Source organism: Vibrio sp. 10N.222.52.C12, assembly GCF_041474215.1.
Taxonomy (GTDB): Bacteria; Pseudomonadota; Gammaproteobacteria; order Enterobacterales; family Vibrionaceae; genus Vibrio; species Vibrio crassostreae_C.
In genome coordinates, this window is record NZ_JBFRTR010000019.1 from 18,923 (window position 1) to 40,085 (window position 21,163).

The 21,163-nt window shown below is 43.9% G+C and carries 18 protein-coding genes; 5 read left to right on the forward strand and 13 right to left on the reverse strand.

Features of this window, described 5'->3' with window-relative positions:
- Positions 1–113 precede the first annotated feature (113 nt).
- Entirely contained in the window at positions 114–953 is an 840-nt protein-coding gene (locus tag AB4623_RS04145) for a tetratricopeptide repeat protein (protein ID WP_017067625.1), read from the reverse strand.
- 276 nt (positions 954–1,229) lie between these two features.
- Between AB4623_RS04145 and AB4623_RS04150 the strand changes: the two genes are divergently transcribed.
- Complete coding sequence (locus AB4623_RS04150; protein ID WP_082151303.1) at positions 1,230–1,745, forward strand: cytochrome b; 516 nt, start codon at positions 1,230–1,232, stop codon at positions 1,743–1,745.
- A gap of 80 nt (positions 1,746–1,825) precedes the next feature.
- Here the strand turns inward: AB4623_RS04150 and AB4623_RS04155 are convergent, their stop codons facing one another.
- The 5 genes from AB4623_RS04155 to AB4623_RS04175 form a co-directional block, all read right to left on the reverse strand.
- Positions 1,826–2,260 carry a hypothetical protein gene (locus AB4623_RS04155; protein WP_017064806.1) on the reverse strand — a complete coding sequence of 145 codons (435 nt, stop codon included), beginning with the start codon at positions 2,258–2,260 and terminating at the stop codon, positions 1,826–1,828.
- Positions 2,261–2,376: 116 nt separating this feature from the next.
- On the reverse strand, positions 2,377–2,643 hold the full coding sequence (locus AB4623_RS04160; protein ID WP_017059525.1) for a hypothetical protein: 267 nt from the start codon (positions 2,641–2,643) through the stop codon (positions 2,377–2,379).
- 235 nt (positions 2,644–2,878) lie between these two features.
- Positions 2,879–4,663: an ABC transporter ATP-binding protein gene (locus AB4623_RS04165; RefSeq protein ID WP_229647726.1), complete on the reverse strand. Its 1,785-nt coding sequence runs from the start codon at positions 4,661–4,663 to the stop codon at positions 2,879–2,881.
- A complete protein-coding gene (locus tag AB4623_RS04170; RefSeq protein ID WP_372103278.1) occupies positions 4,657–6,420 on the reverse strand; it encodes an ABC transporter ATP-binding protein in 1,764 nt (587 codons plus the stop codon). Before AB4623_RS04170 ends, AB4623_RS04165 begins: the two co-directional genes overlap by 7 nt.
- Positions 6,421–6,648: 228 nt before the next feature.
- Entirely contained in the window at positions 6,649–7,167 is a 519-nt protein-coding gene (locus AB4623_RS04175; RefSeq protein WP_372145814.1) for an NUDIX hydrolase, read from the reverse strand.
- Between the two features lie 369 nt (positions 7,168–7,536).
- Here AB4623_RS04175 and AB4623_RS04180 point away from each other — a divergent pair, with 369 nt between their 5' ends.
- Positions 7,537–7,797: a DUF333 domain-containing protein gene (locus AB4623_RS04180; protein WP_016769158.1), complete on the forward strand. Its 261-nt coding sequence runs from the start codon at positions 7,537–7,539 to the stop codon at positions 7,795–7,797.
- Between the two features lie 154 nt (positions 7,798–7,951).
- On the opposite strand, the gene AB4623_RS04185 is transcribed toward AB4623_RS04180, so the two are convergent.
- A complete protein-coding gene (locus AB4623_RS04185; RefSeq protein ID WP_372145816.1) occupies positions 7,952–8,830 on the reverse strand; it encodes a YdcF family protein in 879 nt (292 codons plus the stop codon).
- 356 nt (positions 8,831–9,186) lie between these two features.
- Between AB4623_RS04185 and AB4623_RS04190 the strand changes: the two genes are divergently transcribed.
- The 3 genes from AB4623_RS04190 (at position 9,187) to AB4623_RS04200 (ending at position 13,434) form a co-directional block, all read left to right on the forward strand.
- The gene (locus AB4623_RS04190; protein ID WP_372135170.1) at positions 9,187–10,557 is read left to right on the forward strand and encodes an L-serine ammonia-lyase; all 1,371 of its coding nucleotides are present in this window, start codon (positions 9,187–9,189) and stop codon (positions 10,555–10,557) included.
- Positions 10,558–10,972: 415 nt separating this feature from the next.
- Positions 10,973–12,451 carry a peptide MFS transporter gene (locus AB4623_RS04195; protein ID WP_069601584.1) on the forward strand — a complete coding sequence of 493 codons (1,479 nt, stop codon included), beginning with the start codon at positions 10,973–10,975 and terminating at the stop codon, positions 12,449–12,451.
- 200 nt (positions 12,452–12,651) lie between these two features.
- Positions 12,652–13,434 (forward strand): siderophore-interacting protein, encoded by a 783-nt coding sequence (locus AB4623_RS04200; protein ID WP_102332033.1) that lies wholly within the window; start codon positions 12,652–12,654, stop codon positions 13,432–13,434.
- A 127-nt stretch (positions 13,435–13,561) separates the two neighbouring features.
- Here the strand turns inward: AB4623_RS04200 and AB4623_RS04205 are convergent, their stop codons facing one another.
- From AB4623_RS04205 to AB4623_RS04230, 6 genes are all read right to left on the reverse strand, one after another.
- Positions 13,562–14,464, reverse strand: a complete 903-nt coding sequence (locus AB4623_RS04205) for a multidrug transporter (protein ID WP_372145818.1) — start codon at positions 14,462–14,464, stop codon at positions 13,562–13,564.
- A gap of 137 nt (positions 14,465–14,601) precedes the next feature.
- Positions 14,602–15,306, reverse strand: a complete 705-nt coding sequence (gene phnR / locus AB4623_RS04210) for a phosphonate utilization transcriptional regulator PhnR (protein WP_372145832.1) — start codon at positions 15,304–15,306, stop codon at positions 14,602–14,604.
- A gap of 67 nt (positions 15,307–15,373) precedes the next feature.
- The gene (locus AB4623_RS04215) at positions 15,374–17,083 is read right to left on the reverse strand and encodes a putative 2-aminoethylphosphonate ABC transporter permease subunit (RefSeq protein WP_372127501.1); all 1,710 of its coding nucleotides are present in this window, start codon (positions 17,081–17,083) and stop codon (positions 15,374–15,376) included.
- A gap of 21 nt (positions 17,084–17,104) precedes the next feature.
- The gene (locus AB4623_RS04220; RefSeq protein ID WP_017067332.1) at positions 17,105–18,214 is read right to left on the reverse strand and encodes a putative 2-aminoethylphosphonate ABC transporter ATP-binding protein; all 1,110 of its coding nucleotides are present in this window, start codon (positions 18,212–18,214) and stop codon (positions 17,105–17,107) included.
- A gap of 227 nt (positions 18,215–18,441) precedes the next feature.
- Complete coding sequence (locus AB4623_RS04225; RefSeq protein ID WP_372145819.1) at positions 18,442–19,863, reverse strand: FAD-dependent oxidoreductase; 1,422 nt, start codon at positions 19,861–19,863, stop codon at positions 18,442–18,444.
- A 200-nt stretch (positions 19,864–20,063) separates the two neighbouring features.
- The gene (locus AB4623_RS04230; protein WP_372145821.1) at positions 20,064–21,074 is read right to left on the reverse strand and encodes a putative 2-aminoethylphosphonate ABC transporter substrate-binding protein; all 1,011 of its coding nucleotides are present in this window, start codon (positions 21,072–21,074) and stop codon (positions 20,064–20,066) included.
- Between the last annotated feature and the right edge of the window lie 89 nt (positions 21,075–21,163).

Consider the following 21,163-nt stretch of genomic DNA (forward strand, 5'->3'; position numbering starts at 1 on the left):
ACAATTAAATCAAAAAAATAAATGAAATGTAAGAAACCATAGCGCGATAGGTGTGAAAGTATGGTGAGCATGCAAAGCCCACCACCTTAGTTAACACGGATCTTTACCTCATATTACTCTTCACGAAGTACTTCGAAGCGTTCTAAGCCTCGCAGCATCTCAAAGTCCGGCTCTTCAGTTAGCAGCTCTCTCATGGACCCACTGGCTTCAATAGCGCGCTCTAAGTCATCGATAGCTTGACCTTCTGCCCCTAATCGAGCATAGGCGCAAGCACGTTGATACAAGGCATGAGCATTTTGGTCATCGACTTCTAATACACGGTTACAAAGACTCATTGCCCAGTGGTATTCCTGTATATCCATAGCAGCGTCAGCTTTGGCAGTAAGTGCTTCTAAATCTCCAGGACGAACCTTCAGTATTTCATCGTAGATTTCAATTTTTTGCTCTGCCGTTTGTGCGTTCTGTGCTCTCAACCATAGGTTATGAATCTCATTGATAATTTCAATTTCGCGGTTGTTGTCGGAAATGATTCTGGTCTTGCGCTTAAGATCCCGTTCAAGAACATTAAACTTCTTCTCATAGTCTTGAGCGATAGAATTAAGTCGCTTATCAGCCATGTCTTGAGTTGTGTGTTTAAGCTCTTTGATGGATTGCCAACCCACCAGCGCGATAAGAGAGGCCACACCAGCAATAATGTAGAAGAAGTAGGTTACGGTTACATTGGCGTAATTCAGAGACTTGTCTGCCACAGTCAGTTCCCGGTCAGTCATCTGAATGGTCAAGCGTCTTTCAAGATCCTGCTGTTCCATTCGAAGCTGCTTCAACTCATCCAAGATATAGCGTTCCATCAGCGGTCTATCCAAATACTCTTGTTCCGAGTACTTAACATCTTCGCTTGCAAAACTCATCGTGCTGAACACCGAGATAACTGCAACCAATAAGATTCGAAGCATTATACATTCCTTATATGTTTATATTTAGACTAACTGTATCTCGTAATAGGCATACAAGCTAGGAAGTCGACAAGTTTGCTATGTCCATATTGGAATTAACACTCTAAAACATCATTGATAATTATAAAACACCTGAAGCAACATCATTAATTTCTAAATTATAAAAATACCGCGTAATACTGTTCTATATGATTAATTCGCGATGCGAATATACCGAAAAATGGTTTATTGCATCGAGATGAATCTTATATTAATAACGATCAGAACGAGGTTAATTTGAATAATCCACGATACGATTTAGTAAGCCGTGTACTGCACTGGGTAATGGCTTCTGTAATCATCTATGCAACGATCGCAGGGTATGTGATGCACTATGTCACCAGTCATCCAGAGCTGTTTTCTTTTCTGTCAGTGCTCAACATGTCATTGGCGACCGTTGCGACGCCACTGCTTGTGGTTCGTTATATCTGGAGCCACTTTCGCTCGTCGCCAAGCATGCCAACCTCTGTGCCTGAAGGGCAAAAATGCGTTGCCAAGCTTGCACACTCTTTGATGTATCTTGTGATGTTTATGGTTTTCAGCACCGGCTACTTAATGCTAAAAGAACCGTACTCTTTATTTTGGTTAGTGAGCGTAAATAATCTAATTACCGACTCTGCAATCAACGGCTTCTTTTTCTATTTACATCGTGCCAGTTGTATTGCCCTAGCCTGTTTAATTGTGCTGCATATCAGTGCCGCACTTAAACATCACTTTGTCTCTAGGAACTATGTATTGAAGATGATGCTCTAGATTCAAAGAATTCAAGACAATTTGCACAAACAACAAAAAAGCCATAGCATGTTCGCTATGGCTTTCTTATTTCAATTTGATTACTTGGTTTGAGTATCAATCATCACTTGCCAGTATTCACATTTAGCCAAGAACTCTTTTAAATAAAGCTCTGGGTTAGCAAGTTTCTCACCGCCTTTAACATCAGCACCAGTCACACGCCAAAAGCCACGAGTGACCAAGTTTCGATGATAAATAAAATCGTTGAGTTCATTAGCCTTCAAAGGAAGTTGTTCACCAAACGTATTTTCGTAGCGGCTCAGAGTCGAGGCTTGTTCACTTGGCTTCTCCCTTAAAAAGGTATCCAAATCCAAACCTAATGACTGTTGCTGCTCTTTTGATAGGGCTTTAGCTAATTTAGAGATCACACTGAACAGAGCCAACTCAACTTTTTGAGACGCTAATAACGATGCACCTAAAAGTGCATGTTCGTTGGAAATATGTTGTTCTGTTGATGAAACGGTTGCTGTTGTCACTGTGTTAACCTCAAATAATCATAACGGGTGTTACTGAACTGGATAGAGTCTTTTCACTAAGCTGAATCTTATTCTTGTTATTAAGAAGAATCTTGCAGCTAAGCAGAGCCTTTCGACTAAGCAGAATCTTTTAGCAGAACACGGTCAGCATCAATAATGGTGAAGCCTGATGCATCTTCATTCTTTTCGACTTGCACTAAACCTTTAAAACCAATCTGCGACAGCTTCTTCGCAAGTTGATCTGGTGCTGTTTCAAAAACAACATTCATAAAAGGTAAAGACTCAGCATCAACAAAACCATGCTCGTTAAACAGTTCCATTGCTTGAGATAAATGGTCTGAGTCGGTTAATTCGATAATTTCTACAACTTCTTCCAACAACATTTTCGATTCCATATTCGCCAGAAAGTGACTGACACAAGCCGGTTCTTTTTGCTTGCATACATCCCGATGCCCTAAGACACCCCTTTAGTAGTAGGGAGATCATAACATATTAATAATCGTAAAATATGTTTTATTTTCCCTAAGCTACTGGGAATACTAGAAAAGAATAGAAATTGGTGAAACATAAGCAACACCAATTCATAGTATCGATAACGGTAAACCTGATTTGAGGTGATCAGGCAACCGTTACTTGAGAATCGCCCGTTTCTACAATCGATTCTTGTAACAAGCCAGCATAAATACCATTGTGTGCCACCAGCTGTTGATGATTACCTTGCTCAACAATTTCACCCTTTTCCAACACCAAAATCGTATCTGAGTGACGAACGGTACTCAAACGGTGTGCAATCGCAATCACGGTTTTTTCCTTGAAAAGGCGCTGCATTGCTTTTTGAATCAGGTCTTCAGTGATTGAATCTACCGAACTGGTCGCCTCATCAAGCATCATCAATTGACCACCCTGTGCAACCGCTCGAGCGAACGAGATAAGCTGCGTTTGCCCTACAGACAAGTTAGAGCCGTTCTTTTCCAAGTGGAAGTCATAACCTTGTGGCAATTGTTCAATAAACTTATCGGCATAAACATAGCGCGCCGCCTGTTCAACCTCAGTTCTAGATAGATGCGTTTTGCCCAGCGCGATATTGAATTGGATGGTCTCTTCAAATAAGTGCACGTCTTGCATCATCATTGAGAACAAATGAGCAGAGTCTTCACTTGAGATCTGTGACAGCTCTATTCCATTCAACAAAATGCTGCCTTCATAGTCTTGGTAGGCTTTAGAGATCAGACGCAGAATCGTCGACTTGCCCGAGCCCGTCGAACCCACAAGCGCGATTTGATGCCCTTTATCCAATACAAACGAGACATTCTTTAGAACGTAGGGAGAGTCGTCTTTGTAGCGGAAGCTTACGTTCTTAAACTCTAGGCTCACAAACTGTTCAAGCTGCTTCTCAACCTTGTTAGATGACAACAGGTTGCGCCCTTCTTCTTCAGTCGGCTCAACAAACAGCTCTTCAATATGGTCAAACGCTGCAAATGAACTCTGAATCGAAGCGATCTGCGAAGTAAAGTCACGAATCGGAACAAACACTTTCTCTAAGGTGTTGATGAACGCAATCAGCACACCCAAGGTGAGCGCCCCTTCTAACACTTGCTCAGAGCCATACCAGATCATAATCGCGATAGTGATGGAGGTGATGCCAGAGATAAACGAGAACAAAATCGCATCGTATTTATTGATCTTCTTCTGCGCTCTTAAAAACTCATCGGTATAGCCTTGGTAGCGTTGCTCGACTTGCTCTTCCGCTCGGTACATCTGAACGGTTTTCATGCCAAATAAGACTTCTTGTAAAAAGCCAATACCGCGAGCGAGAGAAGAACGAGTCACCTTATAGAGAGCACGAAGTCGGTTTCTCACATACACCGTCAAATACATCACTGGCGGCATAATGATCAATACAATCATCGTTAACTGCCAATCAATGAAGAACATCATCACCAACAGAGCAATGGTATTGATGCTGTCTTTAACTAGCCCGACAACCGACTGAACAAACGTCTCGCCGATGGTTTCCAAATCACTGGTTAATCGTGAAAGCGTTACGCCAATCGGTGTGTTATCAAAATAGCTGCGTGGCAGTTTGAGCACGCGAGCAAACAACACTGAGCGCATGTCAGTTATCGTGTATTGCCCAGTTTTACGAAGGTTGTACGAATAGGTGGTATCCACCACATAACTCGCCACCAGCACGGCAACGAGATAGAAGACGTATTCGAGCAGACCATCCATATCCCCATGACTCAGGTGAACATCGATCACTTGAATGATCAGCCAAGGGAACAACAAGCTCGTGATGACAGAAAGAGGAAGCATAGCGATGCCCAGAATCGCAGAGCCTTTGTATTTCTTAGCAAACTTAAAAAAGTGCTTGAGGTATTTGAGATCAACACCTTTTAACATGCTGCTGCCTCCGTTTCATTCTGCTGTAGTTGCCATGTATCGTAATAGTAATCACAGGTTTTCAATAACGTGGCGTGGTCGCCCTTCGCGATCACTTTACCTTCGTTCAACACGATGACTTCATCCATATATTCAAGGGCATTAACGCGGTGTGAAACCACAAGAACCGATTGATTTTCCAAACGTTTAAACAAACCTTCCAAGATCTTACGTTCTGTTTCATAGTCGACAGCCGATAGAACGTTATCCATGATGATCAGGTCGGTGGGTTGCAATAAAGCACGCGCAATACTTAAGCGCTGCTTCTGACCACCTGACAACATGATCCCTTTCTCACCGACTAAGGTTTGATCGCCGTGTTCAAAACGTGTCACATCACTAGCCAACTGGCTGAGCTCTAGCACTTCATCAACCTGACTCTTTGCCAAATCGGTATCTAGGCTACCAAAGCGGATATTGTCTTCGACGGTTGCTGAAAACAGGTAAGGGTCTTGAGTCACGGTTTTCACGTAACGGCGTAAGTCACTGCGTGAGAAGCTAGTGACATCTCTTTCACCAAGGAAAACAGAACCTTGTGGTACATCCAAGTGGTGGTTTAAGCAGTTCACTAATGTCGTTTTACCCGCTCCGATCCCGCCTAACACACCCACTTTCTTACCTGTTGGAATATCAAAGCTGATGTCATCGAGAATCACGCGTTCTTCACCTGAATAGCTGAAGCTGAGGTTGCGAACAGAAAACGTTTTTCCCTTCAGTGATTCAACATCTAGTTCAGTCAGCTTATCTTCATCTAGCTCTGGGACTTTGGCATTAAGAATGGTTTGTGCACTTTGGATACCGACCATGCCTCGCTGATAAATGGTCGCGATTCTGCCAAGTTGCATCAATGGCATAGCGAGCAAAACTGAGTAAGTCAGAAAGGCGGTAATCTCACCAAGTGTGAGTTCCTGTCTCATTAACATGTAGCCACCAAGCCCAAGAATGATGATTTTCATCAGGTCATTGGCGTAGTCGAGTACCGGCATAAAGAAGACTTGAATGCGTGTAATTTTAAGGCGGCATTCAAGCAATAACTGGTTCAGTTTTTCAGTTTCAGCTTTCACCCAAGGTGACATCTGCTGGCTCTTAATCAAGTCAATCCCAGATAGGTAACTCATTAGCTGAGCAGACAGGTTTTGCAGACGTTTCATGTGCTCTAAATGCAGTGCTTTCATGCGTTTAAAACCCACACGGAAAATCACAAAAGCGATTGAGATAGGAATAATCGAATAAAGCGTTAATTCTGGCGATATGCGCCACATGTAAAGAGGTGTCAGCGACAACGCCAGCAGCGCATTAAAGAACTGGAGGAAACCCACACCAAACAACAAGCGTATGCCACCAAGATCATTATTGATAATGGATATTAGCCGACCAGAAGCAAAACGCTCATGAAAACTATTCGGTAAACGATTTAACTTTTTGAGCAATGTACTTTTAAGTGCAGCCTCTGTAATTCGCCCTGGATTAAGCGCGTAAATACGAGACAGAATACGTACTACTACCATAGCGACCGACATGCCAACTACCATCCACACATAACTTTGAAGTTGTTGATGGCCACTGGGAGAAGCATCATCAATCAAATCTATGGCGAGTTGAATATAGCGAGGGATCTCAACTTGCAACCAGTTGACGAGAAAAATGAACACAATCGCCAAAAAGTAAGAGGTGCGATTCATGCGCAGGTAATGGGCAATAAACTGTCTTTTATTCATAGTATTCTTTGTTTAGGGCAGGCTCACAGCGAGATTTAGCGATTTAACCGAGCAGTTTAGCTAAATAGGGTCATCGCTGAGGTAAAGGTACATCAAAAACACATAGTTGACAATATCAACCATATTTAATAATTAGTTTTCGCTATTACATTTTAGCATCGCTAGAAACAAGTTTGCCGCCAAAAGTGGCGGCAAGTAAAAAGCTTAACAGGCTTGTATTGATAAAGGCTAAAGCATCTCTTTGGCAATCAAATGCAGCAAAAAGGTTTCACGTTCAATACTCATACCCTTTTTAGGGCTCTCGGCCATGGTCTTCTCGTTGTGAGCGATCGCTTCATGGATATTCATCCAAACCGGTTTCATCCCGTTTTTCACTTCATAATCTTCGTAAGCCGTTTCACCAAGCTCACTATCGAGCTTGCATGAGTAGCAGTAAGAAATCATGTGCACTATGTCCGCATCATCTTTGTACCAAGGACGAAATTCTTCAAAAATGCCGAACGGCTTGATGCTATGGATATTCTTAGCGCCAGTCTCTTCTTCCAATTCACGAACCATACCAGCAATGACATCTTCACCTTCGTCCAAGCCACCACCAGGGATGGTGTAGTCGTGATAACGCTCTGTATAAAGCATCAGAATGTCTTCGCCATCTAACACAATGGCACGGGCAGCGTTGCGCTTATAGACCGTTTTATTGTCTAGATGATCGATATCAGGATGGATGGTTGTTTTTAGGTGTCTCATGATTCTGACTGCTTTACTGAATTTGGCGGCATCATATCATAATCATCAATAGATTCGAGGCTCACATCCCCACACAAGTACACCTGCTTTCTCCATGTTGCCTTGGTGAGTTCATGGCTCTCGATTCGCAATAACCAGCGTACACCACTAACCAGCCGAAAGTAGCTCAATAGTCACTTCACTCAAGTTAGCTTGATCAAGCACTCAAAAAGTTATTAAACATAAAGAAATATCAACCTATTTCAATATCTTGACCAAATTAGGACAACCTTTTCTGAAATCTAAAATATACTCATTTCATAGAGCTTCTAAACTGGTTCTGTAGAACTTAACGTATTCACTTTTAGATTTATCACGTAGGAGATGAACATGAAGAAAATTGGTTTGATGGCTGTATTTGCCGTTGTATTGGGCGGTTGTGCGAACGATTATGCAGAATATAGCGAAGGCCAACGTGTATCAGTGGCTAACCCTGCTGCGGTTTACTGTGTTCAACAGAATGGTGAGTTAGATACTGTCACTGAAAACGATCAACGTACAACTTACTGTGTATTCGAAGACGGTGAACGCATTGAGCAGTGGGAATACTACCGCAACCACCACGAGCAAGATTCAGAAACCCAAAGTTAATCACTGTAATACAACACATGAGCCTTTTGGCCAATGTGACGGGCGGTGATTACGTTCGCGTGAGCAGAAGAAGGCACAAAGCTTCGAGCTTACTGTCTGATTGCCTTTGCGAGTTTAAAGGCCGTTATTGGCATCACGAGAAAGAAATAATCACCTATCGCCACCAGCGATGTGTGAGATCCGATTCCGGATCTAAATAACGGTTCAATAAAGTCAGGTTAGTATCTAGCAGTGCTAGATATTCCCTGACTTTTTTTATGTCAGTATCGACAGGAGTTTGCTGGATACAGCGCTCCAATATTGGGAGTAAACTGTCCACAATTTCAAAGTGAGATGAACGCCCAACGAGTTCCTTTGCGGCTATCAGTGCTTCCAAGGACAACCTTTCAGGCTCACGCCTTATGGACTCCAAGTCTCTCTCAAATGCGCCCGCAGAGACACCTTCAAGATAGACTCGGTAGGTCGTCAGTACATCCATCAATAGAAACAATTGCCCTTGAGTACTTTGATGAGGATATGGCACCGCAACATGAGCCTCTAGCTGACGATCTATTTGCAGCTCTACCCCAAGTGCAGAACACTTCTCGACTAGAACCTTAAGCAAACCTTGCTCGTCCATCAACATCTGGATGTCAAAAATACGTTGCAAGTGATAGTCATTAGAAATGAATGTTACCCGTACACTCTGCCCACGAGTAAACAATCCACTGTCAATCATTTCCGAAGCTAGGTTTTGAATATTCTCTACTGTATTTGTCGAAAGCTGTTCTAGTAAAACTGCACTCAGCATAAACGGAACTTCACATTGACTTTCCAGATTTCGAAAATACGCGTGCATTGCATCAGCTTCGGAGATTGTCTGGCCCTTTGTCACTCCACCACAAAATGCAACCGCAGTTTGCTGATTCGACTCTTCTACCAAAAGCTCAGCAAGATATTCAACCAGAGCATCAACTCGACTGATTCCTTCATCAGTCAATTTATTCTCATTAAGTCGCTTACCCAGCACAATAAGGAGGTGATTAATGCTCATTTTATGTTCAAGTCTCGTTTTGGGGATTAGATGGAGTGAATTATGTATACAATACTTGTTAACAAAAGTATTTTGAAATTCTTATATGTTGCTCGCAATAATGCTCACTATTGATAGCGACATCTTAGGTAATACAAGAATAAACGTGTCGCTTTACAGCAAACATAGCACGCTCTTGTATTTCATCGCTCTATGCTTGTTAGCACTAGTCGATAAAAGAGCCCTTTCAATCAATGAATACGCTCTATCGCATAACTGTTTCACCCACAGAACAGGTTCACTCAAAGAAGTGCAACTAACCAAATACAAATTTTACACAGAGTTCGTCCATCGAACCGTCTTCACAGGAAGTTACTATGCTGTCTATTTTTGATATCTACAAAATTGGGGTTGGACCATCCAGCTCCCACACAAATGGACCAATGATCGCTGGGTTTAACTTTACCCAAAAAATTGATGCTCAGCTTAAGCAAGTGAAGCGTATTCAAATCGACTTATACGGCTCGTTATCATTGACGGGTATTGGTCACCACACAGACAGAGCGACCTTGTTAGGTTTGCTAGGTAACCGCCCCGACACCATTAAAATCACCAGTGCTAACCAAGCAATGCGTAAGGCGATTGAAGATAAATCTCTATTGGTTAGCGGTAACCATGAAATTTATTTCGATGTAGAAAACGATCTGCTCTTCCACAAGACCAACCTTCCGCTGCATGAAAATGGTATGACTATCTCTGCCTTTAACGAAAGCGGCAGCCTTCTGGATATGGAAACCTACTACTCGATTGGTGGTGGCTTTATCGCAACCGCTGATGAGCTACAAAACGGCAAACAGGAAGCAGAAACTCAAGTTGAGTTCCCTTTCTCTTCTGCTGATCAGTTGCTTGAACTATCCGAACAACAAGGACTGAGCCTTGGTGGCTTAATTCTACGTAACGAAGTTTCATTCCAAGGTATGGATGTGATTGACCAGAAAGCCGACCAAATTTGGAAGGTGATGTCTCTGTGTATGCAGCGTGGCTTTGACACGGAAGGCATCCTTGATGGCGGCCTAGAAGTCACTCGTCGAGCACCTGCTCTGCTTAAAAAGCTTGAAGCGAATGCCTCGATTGAAAACGATCCAATGGAGATCATGGATTGGATTAACCTATTTGCCTTTGCCGTGAGTGAAGAGAATGCAGCGGGCGGTCAGGTCGTGACATCACCGACCAACGGTGCGGCTGGGGTTATTCCTGCGGTATTGATGTACTACCATCGTTTCATCAAGGAGCTAGACACCAAGCAGCTTAAAGACTTCTTGGCAGTCTCTGGCGCAATCGGCATCTTATACAAAACCAACGCTTCGATTTCTGGCGCAGAGGTAGGTTGTCAGGGTGAAGTCGGCGTTTCTTCATCAATGGCCGCAGCAGGCCTAACTGCCCTACGTGGTGGTAGCAACGAACAGATTTGTATTGCCGCTGAGATCGCGATGGAACACTCACTGGGCATGACATGCGATCCGATCGGTGGCCTTGTTCAGGTGCCATGTATCGAACGTAACGCAATGGGTGCAATGAAAGCCATCAATGCATCGCGCATGGCGTTGAAACGTACCAGCAAGTGTCTTATCTCGTTAGACAAGGTTATCGAGACCATGTATCAAACAGGTAAAGACATGAACAAGAAGTACCGTGAAACTTCTCTAGGCGGCCTAGCCGTGATCCACATGGCACCACCTTGTGAATAAAAGACAGGAACACGAGTGGAGAAAGCCTCTATAGAGACAGCATTCTTGTAAACTTAGTTTTCAATATCTCAACAAAGCCAGCCACCAAGCTGGCTTTTTTATTGGCTAAAGCCCAACAGCTAATTGAAAGTGATACTCACTCAAAATAACTTACAGAATGACTACCTCTAACTTTCCCTTTATTAGTTCATTACTTAGCCACAAATGATGATGGCTAAATTTCATACCGCCATGCATCCACTTGCAAAATCTAACGTTGCAAATCTCATTCATGAGAAATATGAATGCACTCATAAGAAAAGATATATCGAGTATAGTTCTGTTTGGGATAGATGTTTCAGTTTATGTATTACTACTAATGATATTATAATCGGGTAATTACACTACATATCAATACAAACGTGAGAATAAAATAATGTGGAATAGATTAAACAAATCAATGATGTTCTGCCAAATGATGTTCGGACTTTCGTTCTATGGCGTCATGGTGATCTTGACTCGTTTCTTCCTTGAAGATCTGAACTACAATGAAGCCGACACCATGATGGTTGTTGGTGCTTTCTCTGCAATCGGACCGCTATTTGCTATCGCAGGTGGCTTTATCGCCGACAAGTTTTTAGGCGCTTACCGATCTTTAACCATTGCCTTCCTAGGGTTCGCAAGTGGTTACGTTCTACTGGTACTTGGTGCAGCAGCAACCAATGTTCCGATGGCATTATGTGGTATTGCGTTAGCAAGTTATGCACGTGGTTTGATGTCCCCTTCTTACCCAAGTCTTTACAAACGCACGTTCAAAACTCAAGAAGATTTTGAGAACTGCTACCCAATCAACTACTCAGTAAACAATATTGGTGCTCTGTTAGGCCAATACCTGTTCCCAATGCTAGTACTTGTTGTTGGTTTCCACGGTGGTTTCCTTCTTTCAGCGGTTCTAGCCGGTGCTGCGCTTCTGATGATGATCTTTGTTCGCAAAGGCCTTGTTGAAGCAAGTGCTGAAATCGACCAAAAACCAGTAAGCACTAAAAACTGGGCAGCGTTCCTTGGTCTTTCTGCCGCTATGATTGGCTTGGTATTCTTCATGTTCTCGAACATGGATATTGGCCAAAACATCGTATACGCAATTGGCGGTGCAGCAATCGTCTACTTTGTTTCTTTGATGTTGAAATCGAAGAAATCAGACATGCTGAAAATGGGCACTATTTTAATCATCACATTCCTGACGACATGTTTCTTCGTGTACTACGGTCAGATGATGACTTCGATGACAATGGTAGCGATCAACACAATGCGTGGCGATCTATTTGGTTTTATCCCTGTTGCACCTGAAGCTTCAATGGCAATGAACCCACTATGGTGTATGGTTGCTGGTCCTATCATCGCGGGTATCTTCTCTAGCCTAGAAAAGAAAAACATTAACTTCTCAACTGCAACCAAAGTCGGTTTCTCTTTCATCCTTACGGCTATCGCTTTCGGTATCCTTACGATGGCAGTAACGACAGTTGGTGACGATGTTCTGATCCGCCCAGAAGTCTTCCTAGCGATTCACTTCTTCCTAGCATTCGGTGAAGTGATTGTAGGTTCAATGGTTGTAGCCTTCATCCTGTCTGTTGCACCTAAGCACATTGAAAACTTCTCAGTAAGCTTGTTCTCTGTTGCTATCGCACTATCAGGCATTGTTGGCGCGGTATTCTCAACGTCTATTGCACTAGAGAAAGGTCAAGAGATCACACAAGAGATCGTGCAAACGGTTTACGGTGATTACTTCCAAATGCTGACTGTTCTTGCCGTCGTGATGGTAGGTATCGCAATGGCAGCATCGTTCATTATTCGTAAGATGCTAGAAGCTGCGAAAGCCGCTGAAGAAACGATTGAACTAGAGCAAGCAAACAGCTAATTCTGTTCGCTGAGTCAAACCAATCCTAAGAGCCCTTTAGTTTTCTAAAGGGCTCTTTTTTGTAGGATCCGTTTCTCAATAGGATCTGTCGTATAAGTTAGGTAGTACATGTGTAAATAAAAGTAAATGATAACTATTAGTATTGAGTGTTTTTTAGTTCAGGATTATGATGTGGAAATCCAAATCTAAGAGAGCCTTATATGAGCAAGCCTAGCCCTATCACATTAACCGTTACTCAAACCTCAACAATTACTCCAAACATGCAGCGCATAACGCTTAGCGGTGAGGGATTAAGTAAATACCCAACAGAATGTGCCGGCGGCTACATCAAGCTTTTATTCTCGCCACTTGGCACGACTGATTTAAGCCAGCTAAACGAAGGTGAGCGCCCAACCATGCGTACCTACACCATTCGTCAGTACAATCCTGTAGAGCAATGGATTGAAGTCGATTTCGTTCGTCACATCACTAAAGATTTGCAGTGTGGCTTTGCTGCAAGGTGGGCAATGAACGCGAAAGTGGGTGACACTATTTCAGTGGCTGGTCCTGGTTTAATTCAGGGGCTTAACCTAGAGTCAGACTGGTTCTTCTTAGTTGCAGACATGACGTCCCTACCTGCGCTTTCTGCAAAAGTAAAAACGCTCCCAGAAACAGCAACTGGTCACGCTATCATTCAGATCAACTCAGCAGCAGATAAGCAGGTACTTGAGACCCCTCAAGGTATCAAAGTAACCTGGTTGATTGAAGATGAAACCTCAGAGTCACTTTCACAAACCGTGCGCAACACAGAATGGTTAGAAGGTCAGGTTTCAATATGGACAGCGTGTGAATTTGAAAGCATGCGTGAGCTAAGACAATACTTCCGCAACGAAAAAGAAGTCGCGAAAGAGAACATCTACATCAGCAGCTACTGGAAACGTGGTGTCACTGAAGATGGCCACAAAGTGTTGAAACAGCAAGATGCTCAAGATTTAGCGGGGTAAGTCTTTTACTACCTACAGCTTCTTACTAGATAAAGAGAAAACGCCCTTAACGAAGTTTGTTTCGCTAAGGGCGTTTTTTCATTTAACTTAATAGAGATACCTATTCCCAAATCACTCAGGCGATCTTTTAAGTCAATGAGATAACTAAGCCAGCAATAATTAGAGATACGCCTACACCGCGAGTCGCGTGCCACTTTTCCTTTAAAAAGTAGATCCCCATCACTACGCCGAAGATGATACTTACTTGCCTAAGAGCAACAACCAAGCTGACGTTCTCAGTCATGGTCATCGCAAACAACACCAAACCATAAGTCGAAGCCATCATGATGCCGGCCACTGTGGCTCTCTTTCGCAGTATCCAAGCATTAGTAAACTCGATTCTTTGGTTGGTTACGAATAACCAAACACTGAGTGGAATCACAATCGCCCAAAACTGAATGCCTAGATAGAAAATCGCGGTGTGCTTGTTAGTTATAACTGGTGTGCTCAAAGGATCGAGTAACAAAAGCGCTTCTTTATCAATGATGGAATAGCCCGTGGTACCAATGGCCGCGATCAACGCCCACAGTACGCCAAGGTTGAGATACGCTTTTAACCTAAGATCTGAAAACTTCTTAAGTGGTACAAACAAACAACCCAAGGTAATCAAGGTGAAGCCAAACCATTGATTCGGCGACAGCTCATAGCCTATCAACACCGTGCCTAAACCCACCATCAACACGGGCAGTGCTCTTGCCATTGGGTAAATCACGCCGATATCAGCCTGTTTATAGGCTGCCCCCAAGCCGATCAAATAGATGATTTGGCAAATCCCGCTCAAGAAAACCAGTTGCCAAAATGGAAGTAAGATATTTGACAGTCCAACGCTGTGAACATACCAGATCAAGTAAGGCGTCAATATCGCGGCAGCGGCAAAGCCAGAGGCTAAGAAGAAAGACGAGCCCGAGCCTTGATTAGATTTACCTAGAACATTCCAACCCGCATGAAGCAGAGCCGAAATGATCACGATGACAATGGCAGAGAATTCCATTTCATTCCTAAATTATTGATGAATTAGCACAACGGCTGACAACAGGTGATAAAAAAGGCCTCCGAATAAGAGACCTTTGAGCGTTTCAATTGGGCAATCCTGCATAATTGCAGGTATGCCAACGTTATAACGTATGACTATCGCTCTAGCTGTGCGATCGACTCAATGCTGATCGCGTCATGACGCCAATACTCAATATCGCAGTCAATCAAATCACCGTCTTGGTTGTAGTTAACACGCTCAACCACCATCGCTGGAGACCCAGAAGTCGCACGCAGAGCTTGCGCGGTTTCGCCAAGCAAAGACGTTGTGCTCACTCGGTAACGGATCTTCTGATATACCACACCAAAGTGCTCACGGTAGATGTCCGTCAACGATTTAGACAAGTCATAATCAAGCAAGTTAGGGAACAACTCTGGTCGAATGTAGTTGGTCACATACACAACCGGCCTATCTTCAAGATAACGAACTCTGTCTACTCGATAAACGTCCGAGAAAGGTTGTAACTCAAGAAGCCGAGTCGCCTCCTTGGTTGCTAACATTCCTTTCGCCGCCACCAACTCAGTTTTCGGCTGTCGATTCTGCGATAGAGCCATATTGGTAAAGTTCAGCGTTTGTGTTGGATCGTAACGAAGCGGCTCGGGAGAGATAAACCAACCACGTCGGTCTTCTCGATAAATGCGCCCTTCCGCTTCAAGTGAAGACAAGGCTTCGCGTAAGGTAACTCGAGTCGTATCAAACGATTCAGCCAGCTTACGTTCCGCAGGCAGCTTCTGTCGTGGTGTTAACATCCCCGACTCTATCTGCTCTACGATGACATCTTTGATTTTTACGTACTGCACTTCATTTCCTTTCATTCTTGTTCTTGTCGTCAGCCACTCCTTGGCCAACTGCAATATAAGTGGTTCGCTAGCGTTTACGCCAAGCTTGGGTGCGCTTATCGAATAACTTGTTGATTAGCATATGAATCAACTTCGCACTCGCTGCAGATATCATGATCATCACCGCCATCGCTGCTGCTGCACCGGTTTGACCTGCATCGTCCATATTCAGTACTGATACTGACGCTGGAATCGTATTGGTAGAATACAAGAATACTACCGCAGATGTCGTGGTAAGTGCATTAATAAACAGGTATGTCGCAATATCTAAAATCGCCGGCAGACAAACAGGTACCGTCACCTTAAAGAACAGCTTGTATTGCGGTAAGTTTACCGAAGCCGCTGTTGCTTCAATTTCGGAAGGCAGTTGTTTCAATGCCGTTAACGCCGTCATGTGCCCTACCGTGTAGTAGTGAACCACGGTATTAATCACCAAGAACGCCATCGTGCCATACAAGAAGTTAAGTGGGTTACTCAAATCATTGAAGTAGAAGATATAACCCAAACCCAGCACCATACCCGGAACGGCCATCGGAACAACGCTGAGCATTTGCATCGCTTGACGAACAGGACCGAAGGCGCGACCTTTCTCAATGCAGTATGCACCTAAGAAAATCAGAACAGTACCAATAACCGCAGTCCAAGCACCAAGCGTTAAGGAGTTGAAGAATGGCGCCCAACCATAAGTACTCATTTCTGCGAAGTTGTAGTTGTTTAGCGTCAGCGCTTTGTTCCAAGGCCAGAAGGTGACCATCGAACCGTATATCGCCATGCCCAACACAATAACCACAGCAGCAGAGATGATGGTGCAATAAAGGAAACATAAGCCATCACGTAGTGAACTAGGTTCAGGTTGGTACGCGACAGAACGAGTATCAAACAAGCTCTTTTGTTTCTTTTGAACCCAGCGGTCAACGGTAAACGCAAGCAACGCAGGTAATAGCAGCAAGATACTGGTTACTGCACCCATAGAGAAGTTCTGTTGACCAACCACCTGCTTAAAGATGTCAGTCGATAACACGTTGTAGCTACCACCTATCACTTTTGGCACACCAAAGTCACAAACTACCAGCGTAAACACAACGATCAGAGTGCTGATCAAGCCGTATTTTGCCGCAGGTAACGTCACCATAAAGAAAGTTTTTAACGATGAAGTATTGAGTGCACGTGCTGCCTCATAAAGGCGAGCGTCAGAGGTTCTTAATGAGGTGGTCAGAATCATCAAGGCGTGTGGAAACGTCCAAAATATCAAGCCCAGTGAGATACCAATCAAACCATAAACCGAGTTGCCCCCCAAGACTTCTTTAGCGATACCTTGGTTACCAAATAAGAAGATAAGACTGATTGCAGGAAGCAGTGACGGAGCAAGAATAGGCGCAGAACCCAGTACTTGAAAAAGCCCCTTAAAAGGCATGCATGAACGAGTTAGCGCATAGGCATAACCAAACGCCAAGACACCCACGACTACGGTCACTAGCAATCCAAGCGTGAAGGTATTGCCTACCGACTGCCACAGGCTTTGAGACGCAAAATACGTAGCGAAATTCTGTAAACCTACAAATTCACCGTCTGCGTTCTGAACACTCTTTTTCAACATTGCCCACAGTGGCATCAGGATAAACAACGTCATGACCACAGACAAAAAGGCCAACAGCCCAAATAGAATTACGTTGTCTTTGCTTAACCGAGCCAGAAAAGGTTGTACTCGTCGTTGAATTAGCAGCTTAGATTGCATCATTTGAGTCGATTCCATGATTGATTACGCCGCCTCGTCTTTCATCACTTGCAGGCTTTTCGATGAGTAAGCTCTAAGGCCTTCTTGATCAAACGCCACGTAACGAATATCACTGCGACGCAGCTTCAATCGGTTGAACTCTTTGACGGGTACATCAACGATGATCTCTTTCGCCGTTGAGTCATGTTGCAATTGACACTCAACACGATAAAACGCCCCTAAGAATTCGCTTGATACGATTCTCACTGGCAAGGATTCACTAAAACGATCAACAAACTGGATTTGCTCTGGACGAACGGCAATATCAAAAACATCACCCAGATTTGGCGTGAGATTATCTAAGCCAGGTAACGGCAGCATTGACTCAGCAATACGCATCTTGCCTTGAGCCGCAACAGAAGCTTGAATAAAGTTCATGCTACCAACAAACTCAGCCACAAAACGACTGACAGGTTTTTGGTAGATCTCTTGAGGAGCACCGACCTGCTCGATAACACCATGATTCATCACGACAATACGGTCTGCCATCGTTAACGCTTCATCTTGGTCGTGCGTCACCATAATAGTGGTGATACCCAATTTGCGTTGCAGTTGGCAGATCTCATCACGTAGGTGTGTTCTTACCTTCGCATCCAACGCAGAAAGCGGTTCATCGAGTAGCAACAAGCCTGGAGACAAGGCTAATGCGCGAGCCAGAGCAACACGCTGCTGCTGTCCACCAGATAGCTGATTTGGAAATTTCTGACCAGACGTTGGTAAGCCAATGGTCTCTAACCAAGACTCAACCGTCTCAAGGGCTTCTTTGGTCGACATGCCTTGGTTTTTCAGACCAATCGCAATGTTTTCTTCCACAGTGAGATTTGGAAACAAAGCGTAAGATTGGAACACGATGCCAAAGTCGCGCTTTTCTGGTGGCAAGAAGGTCGTATCATTACCGTTCTGCTCAATAGAACCTGACGTTGGTAAGTCTAGGCCTGCAATCGCACGTAATAAGGTGGTTTTTCCACAGCCAGATGGGCCAAGGAAGCAGACGAACTCGCCTTTATCTATCGATAGGGAGATGTCTTTTAACGCTGTAAATTGGCCAAATTGCTTTACAACGTTTTCAATATTCAAATAAGTTTGGTTGCTCATACTACAGCACTCTCTATATGGTATATACCAAATTTATACTGAGAATATTGCAGTTGAGTGACAAATTTATAGAAGCTAAATGACAGTTATATTGCAGATATAATAAGCATTAAAAATTGCTATTTGTTCAACATTGAAAGTTAGTTCAACGTTGAAAGCCCTCAGTGACTTGCCCATAAATCACTGAGAGCCTCAATGTAAACTTCTAATTTAAACGCTAGATTAATCTATGATTCAACCTTGTCGGCTTTGCCCGCCGCACCTGCGAGTTTGGATAACTGTTTATCTAGCCACAATGGCGTGCTACCCGAATCTTCCGCGTTCTCTTTTCTTCGTACCGCATCACGCACTATCATCGCACCTACCCAACGGAATGGCTCTGGCGGGAAGTGTCCTAATGGGCCTTTAGTTAAACCGCTTCGCGTCCAAGCATTGTCGATATCGAGTACCATTGCTGACAAAATCTTCCCGCCCATACGGGTTTGAGCAACGCCATTTCCAGAGTAACCAAGCCCATAATAGATGTTGCTTTGGCCTTTTAGATTACCGAAAAATGGCAATCCGGTGACCGAACGATCTGAGCCGCCAGACCAGTTGTAATCGAATTCACTTTGTTCCAATTTAGGGAACAATTTTTGGAACGATTGATTGAGAATCGGTAGGTAGTTAGTCGTTTGGTTGAACATGCTTTCAACCTGATTCGCAAACGAGAATTTATTGCCGCCTTTGCCCAACATGAGTCGTCCGTCCTGGGTATCTCGGTAGTAGTGGACAAAGATACGCGAATCTACCACCGCCGCCCCTTTCTCTGGGCCAAATTGCTTGAGCTTTTCCGGAATGGGCTTGGTCACCACCATATCTGAAGAGACAACCACAATGCTGCGTTTGAACTCTTTGAAGTGATCGAGCATCCACGCATTGAGTGCCAAAATCACTTTATCCGCAAATACTGACCCGCCTTTGGTTTGAATTCGAGCGGGAGAGCCATAGTCGAGTGATGTCATTTCTGTGTTTTCGTGAATTTCGACACCCAATTCGATCGCAACGCGGCGTAAGCCTCTCGCCAATAACGCTGGCTGCACACTACCCGCAGCTTCTGAGTAGTAACCCTCAATGTGGCGTTCAGATCCCGCTTTATCAGCCAAAGAATTGTCGCACTTCTTCCAGCTATTGATACCCTGCTTAACCAGCTCATTAACAACAGGCTCCATTCCACCCTTTTGCGCTTCATTGGTCGCCGTGTAGTAAGTACCGCTTCGATATAGATGCGCGTCAATCTTGTGTTCGTTACAGAAGGCTTCAATCTCGTATATAACCTTTTCCGATTCCTTAACCAACCATTTCGCTTGTTCTTTTCCGTAGAGCTTTTTCAGCGTCGGATACTTAGTTGACCACGTCAGCATGCAACCGCCGTTCGCACCAGAAGCACCGCTACCACATAGACCTTTTTCAATCACGACAACATGCTTTTCGGGTTGCTGTTGTTTGATTAAAATCGCCGTCCATAAACCCGTATAGCCACCGCCAACAATGGCGATATCACAGTTGACGTCTTTTTGGAGCGACTTCGCCGAATCTAGCCCCTCATTGATGTTGCCAAACTCTTGTTCTAACGCTTGCTTGAACCAATATGAGTAGTGCTTTGTCATTTGTTGTACCTTACTTAAAACCTAAAGGCGTAAAACTAAAAAAGGAAGACCGAAGCCTTCCTTTACTGATCTCTAACTTCTAATGAGCTGCATATCTAATGGACTACGTGTCTAATAAGCCATATATCTAATAAACCATGTGTCTAATAAGCTCGGTAGATAATTAACCAAGGAGCTCATGAACTAAAAAGCTCAGCAGATTAAGATTTTGGCTCTGATTTAGCGTCAAACTTCTCAGACCATGTTTTAAGAACGTCTGCACGTTCACTGCCCATGCGAGCGAAGTCCATTTTTGCCATGTTCTTTTCTACATTAGGGAAGTTCTCTGCTTTGCCTGTCACATCTTGGTGACCAACAACTGGGTACATTTCGATGTAAAGCTCATTTGCCGCTTTAGAAATAGACCAATCGATAACACGTTGTGCTGCATCAGAAGGCTTAACAAGGCCTACCGCTTCAGATTCCCAGCCGATGCCTTCAGGTGTAATCACTGAAAGTGGAGCGCCTTGAGTTTTCAGCTTAGCGCCACGGCTCGCCATAGAAATACCGATAGCGACTTCACCCATGCCCGCTTGAACACATGGCTTAGAACCTGAGTGCGTGTAGTGAGCAATATTTTGGTCTAGCTTCTGCATGTAGTTCCAACCTTGGTCTTCACCCATGTTTTGTAACCAAGCCGAAACCTGCATGTAGCCCGTACCAGAAGATGCTGGGTTTGGCATAGCAATGTGGCCTTTATAGATAGGCTTCGTTAGGTCATCCCAAGATTTAGGTGCAGGTAAGTTAAGTTGCTTAGCCACCACTTCGTTGAAACAAACTGCATTGAAGAATGCATCATTACCGTACCAAGCTTGAGTAGATTGCGGATCGTTGAGGTTTGAGCGCAGCGCTTCTACACCTTGAGGCGTATAAGGTTTCAGGACGCCCTCTTCTTTAAGCAATGCCATTGAAGAACCCGCAAGGCCCCACACCACTTCTGCACGAGGGTTGTTTTTCTCAGCCAATAATTTTGCCGTCATGATTCCTGTTGAATCACGAACCCATTTGATGTTGATGTCTGGGTTTTCGCTTTCAAAAGCATTTTTGTACTTCGCTAAGATGTCAGTTTCAAAAGCGGTATAAACCGTCACTTCCTGTGCCGCATAAGCGTTACCAGCTAATAGTGTGACTAATGCTGCAAGTGATCCTTTCATAAAACGGTTTTTCATCATTTTCTCCAGTCAGGCCCGATGCCAAGGTTAGAAGTTAGAAGCTCCATCTAGAGGCTTCTATATCCATAAATTCATTTAGGTTGTTAGCA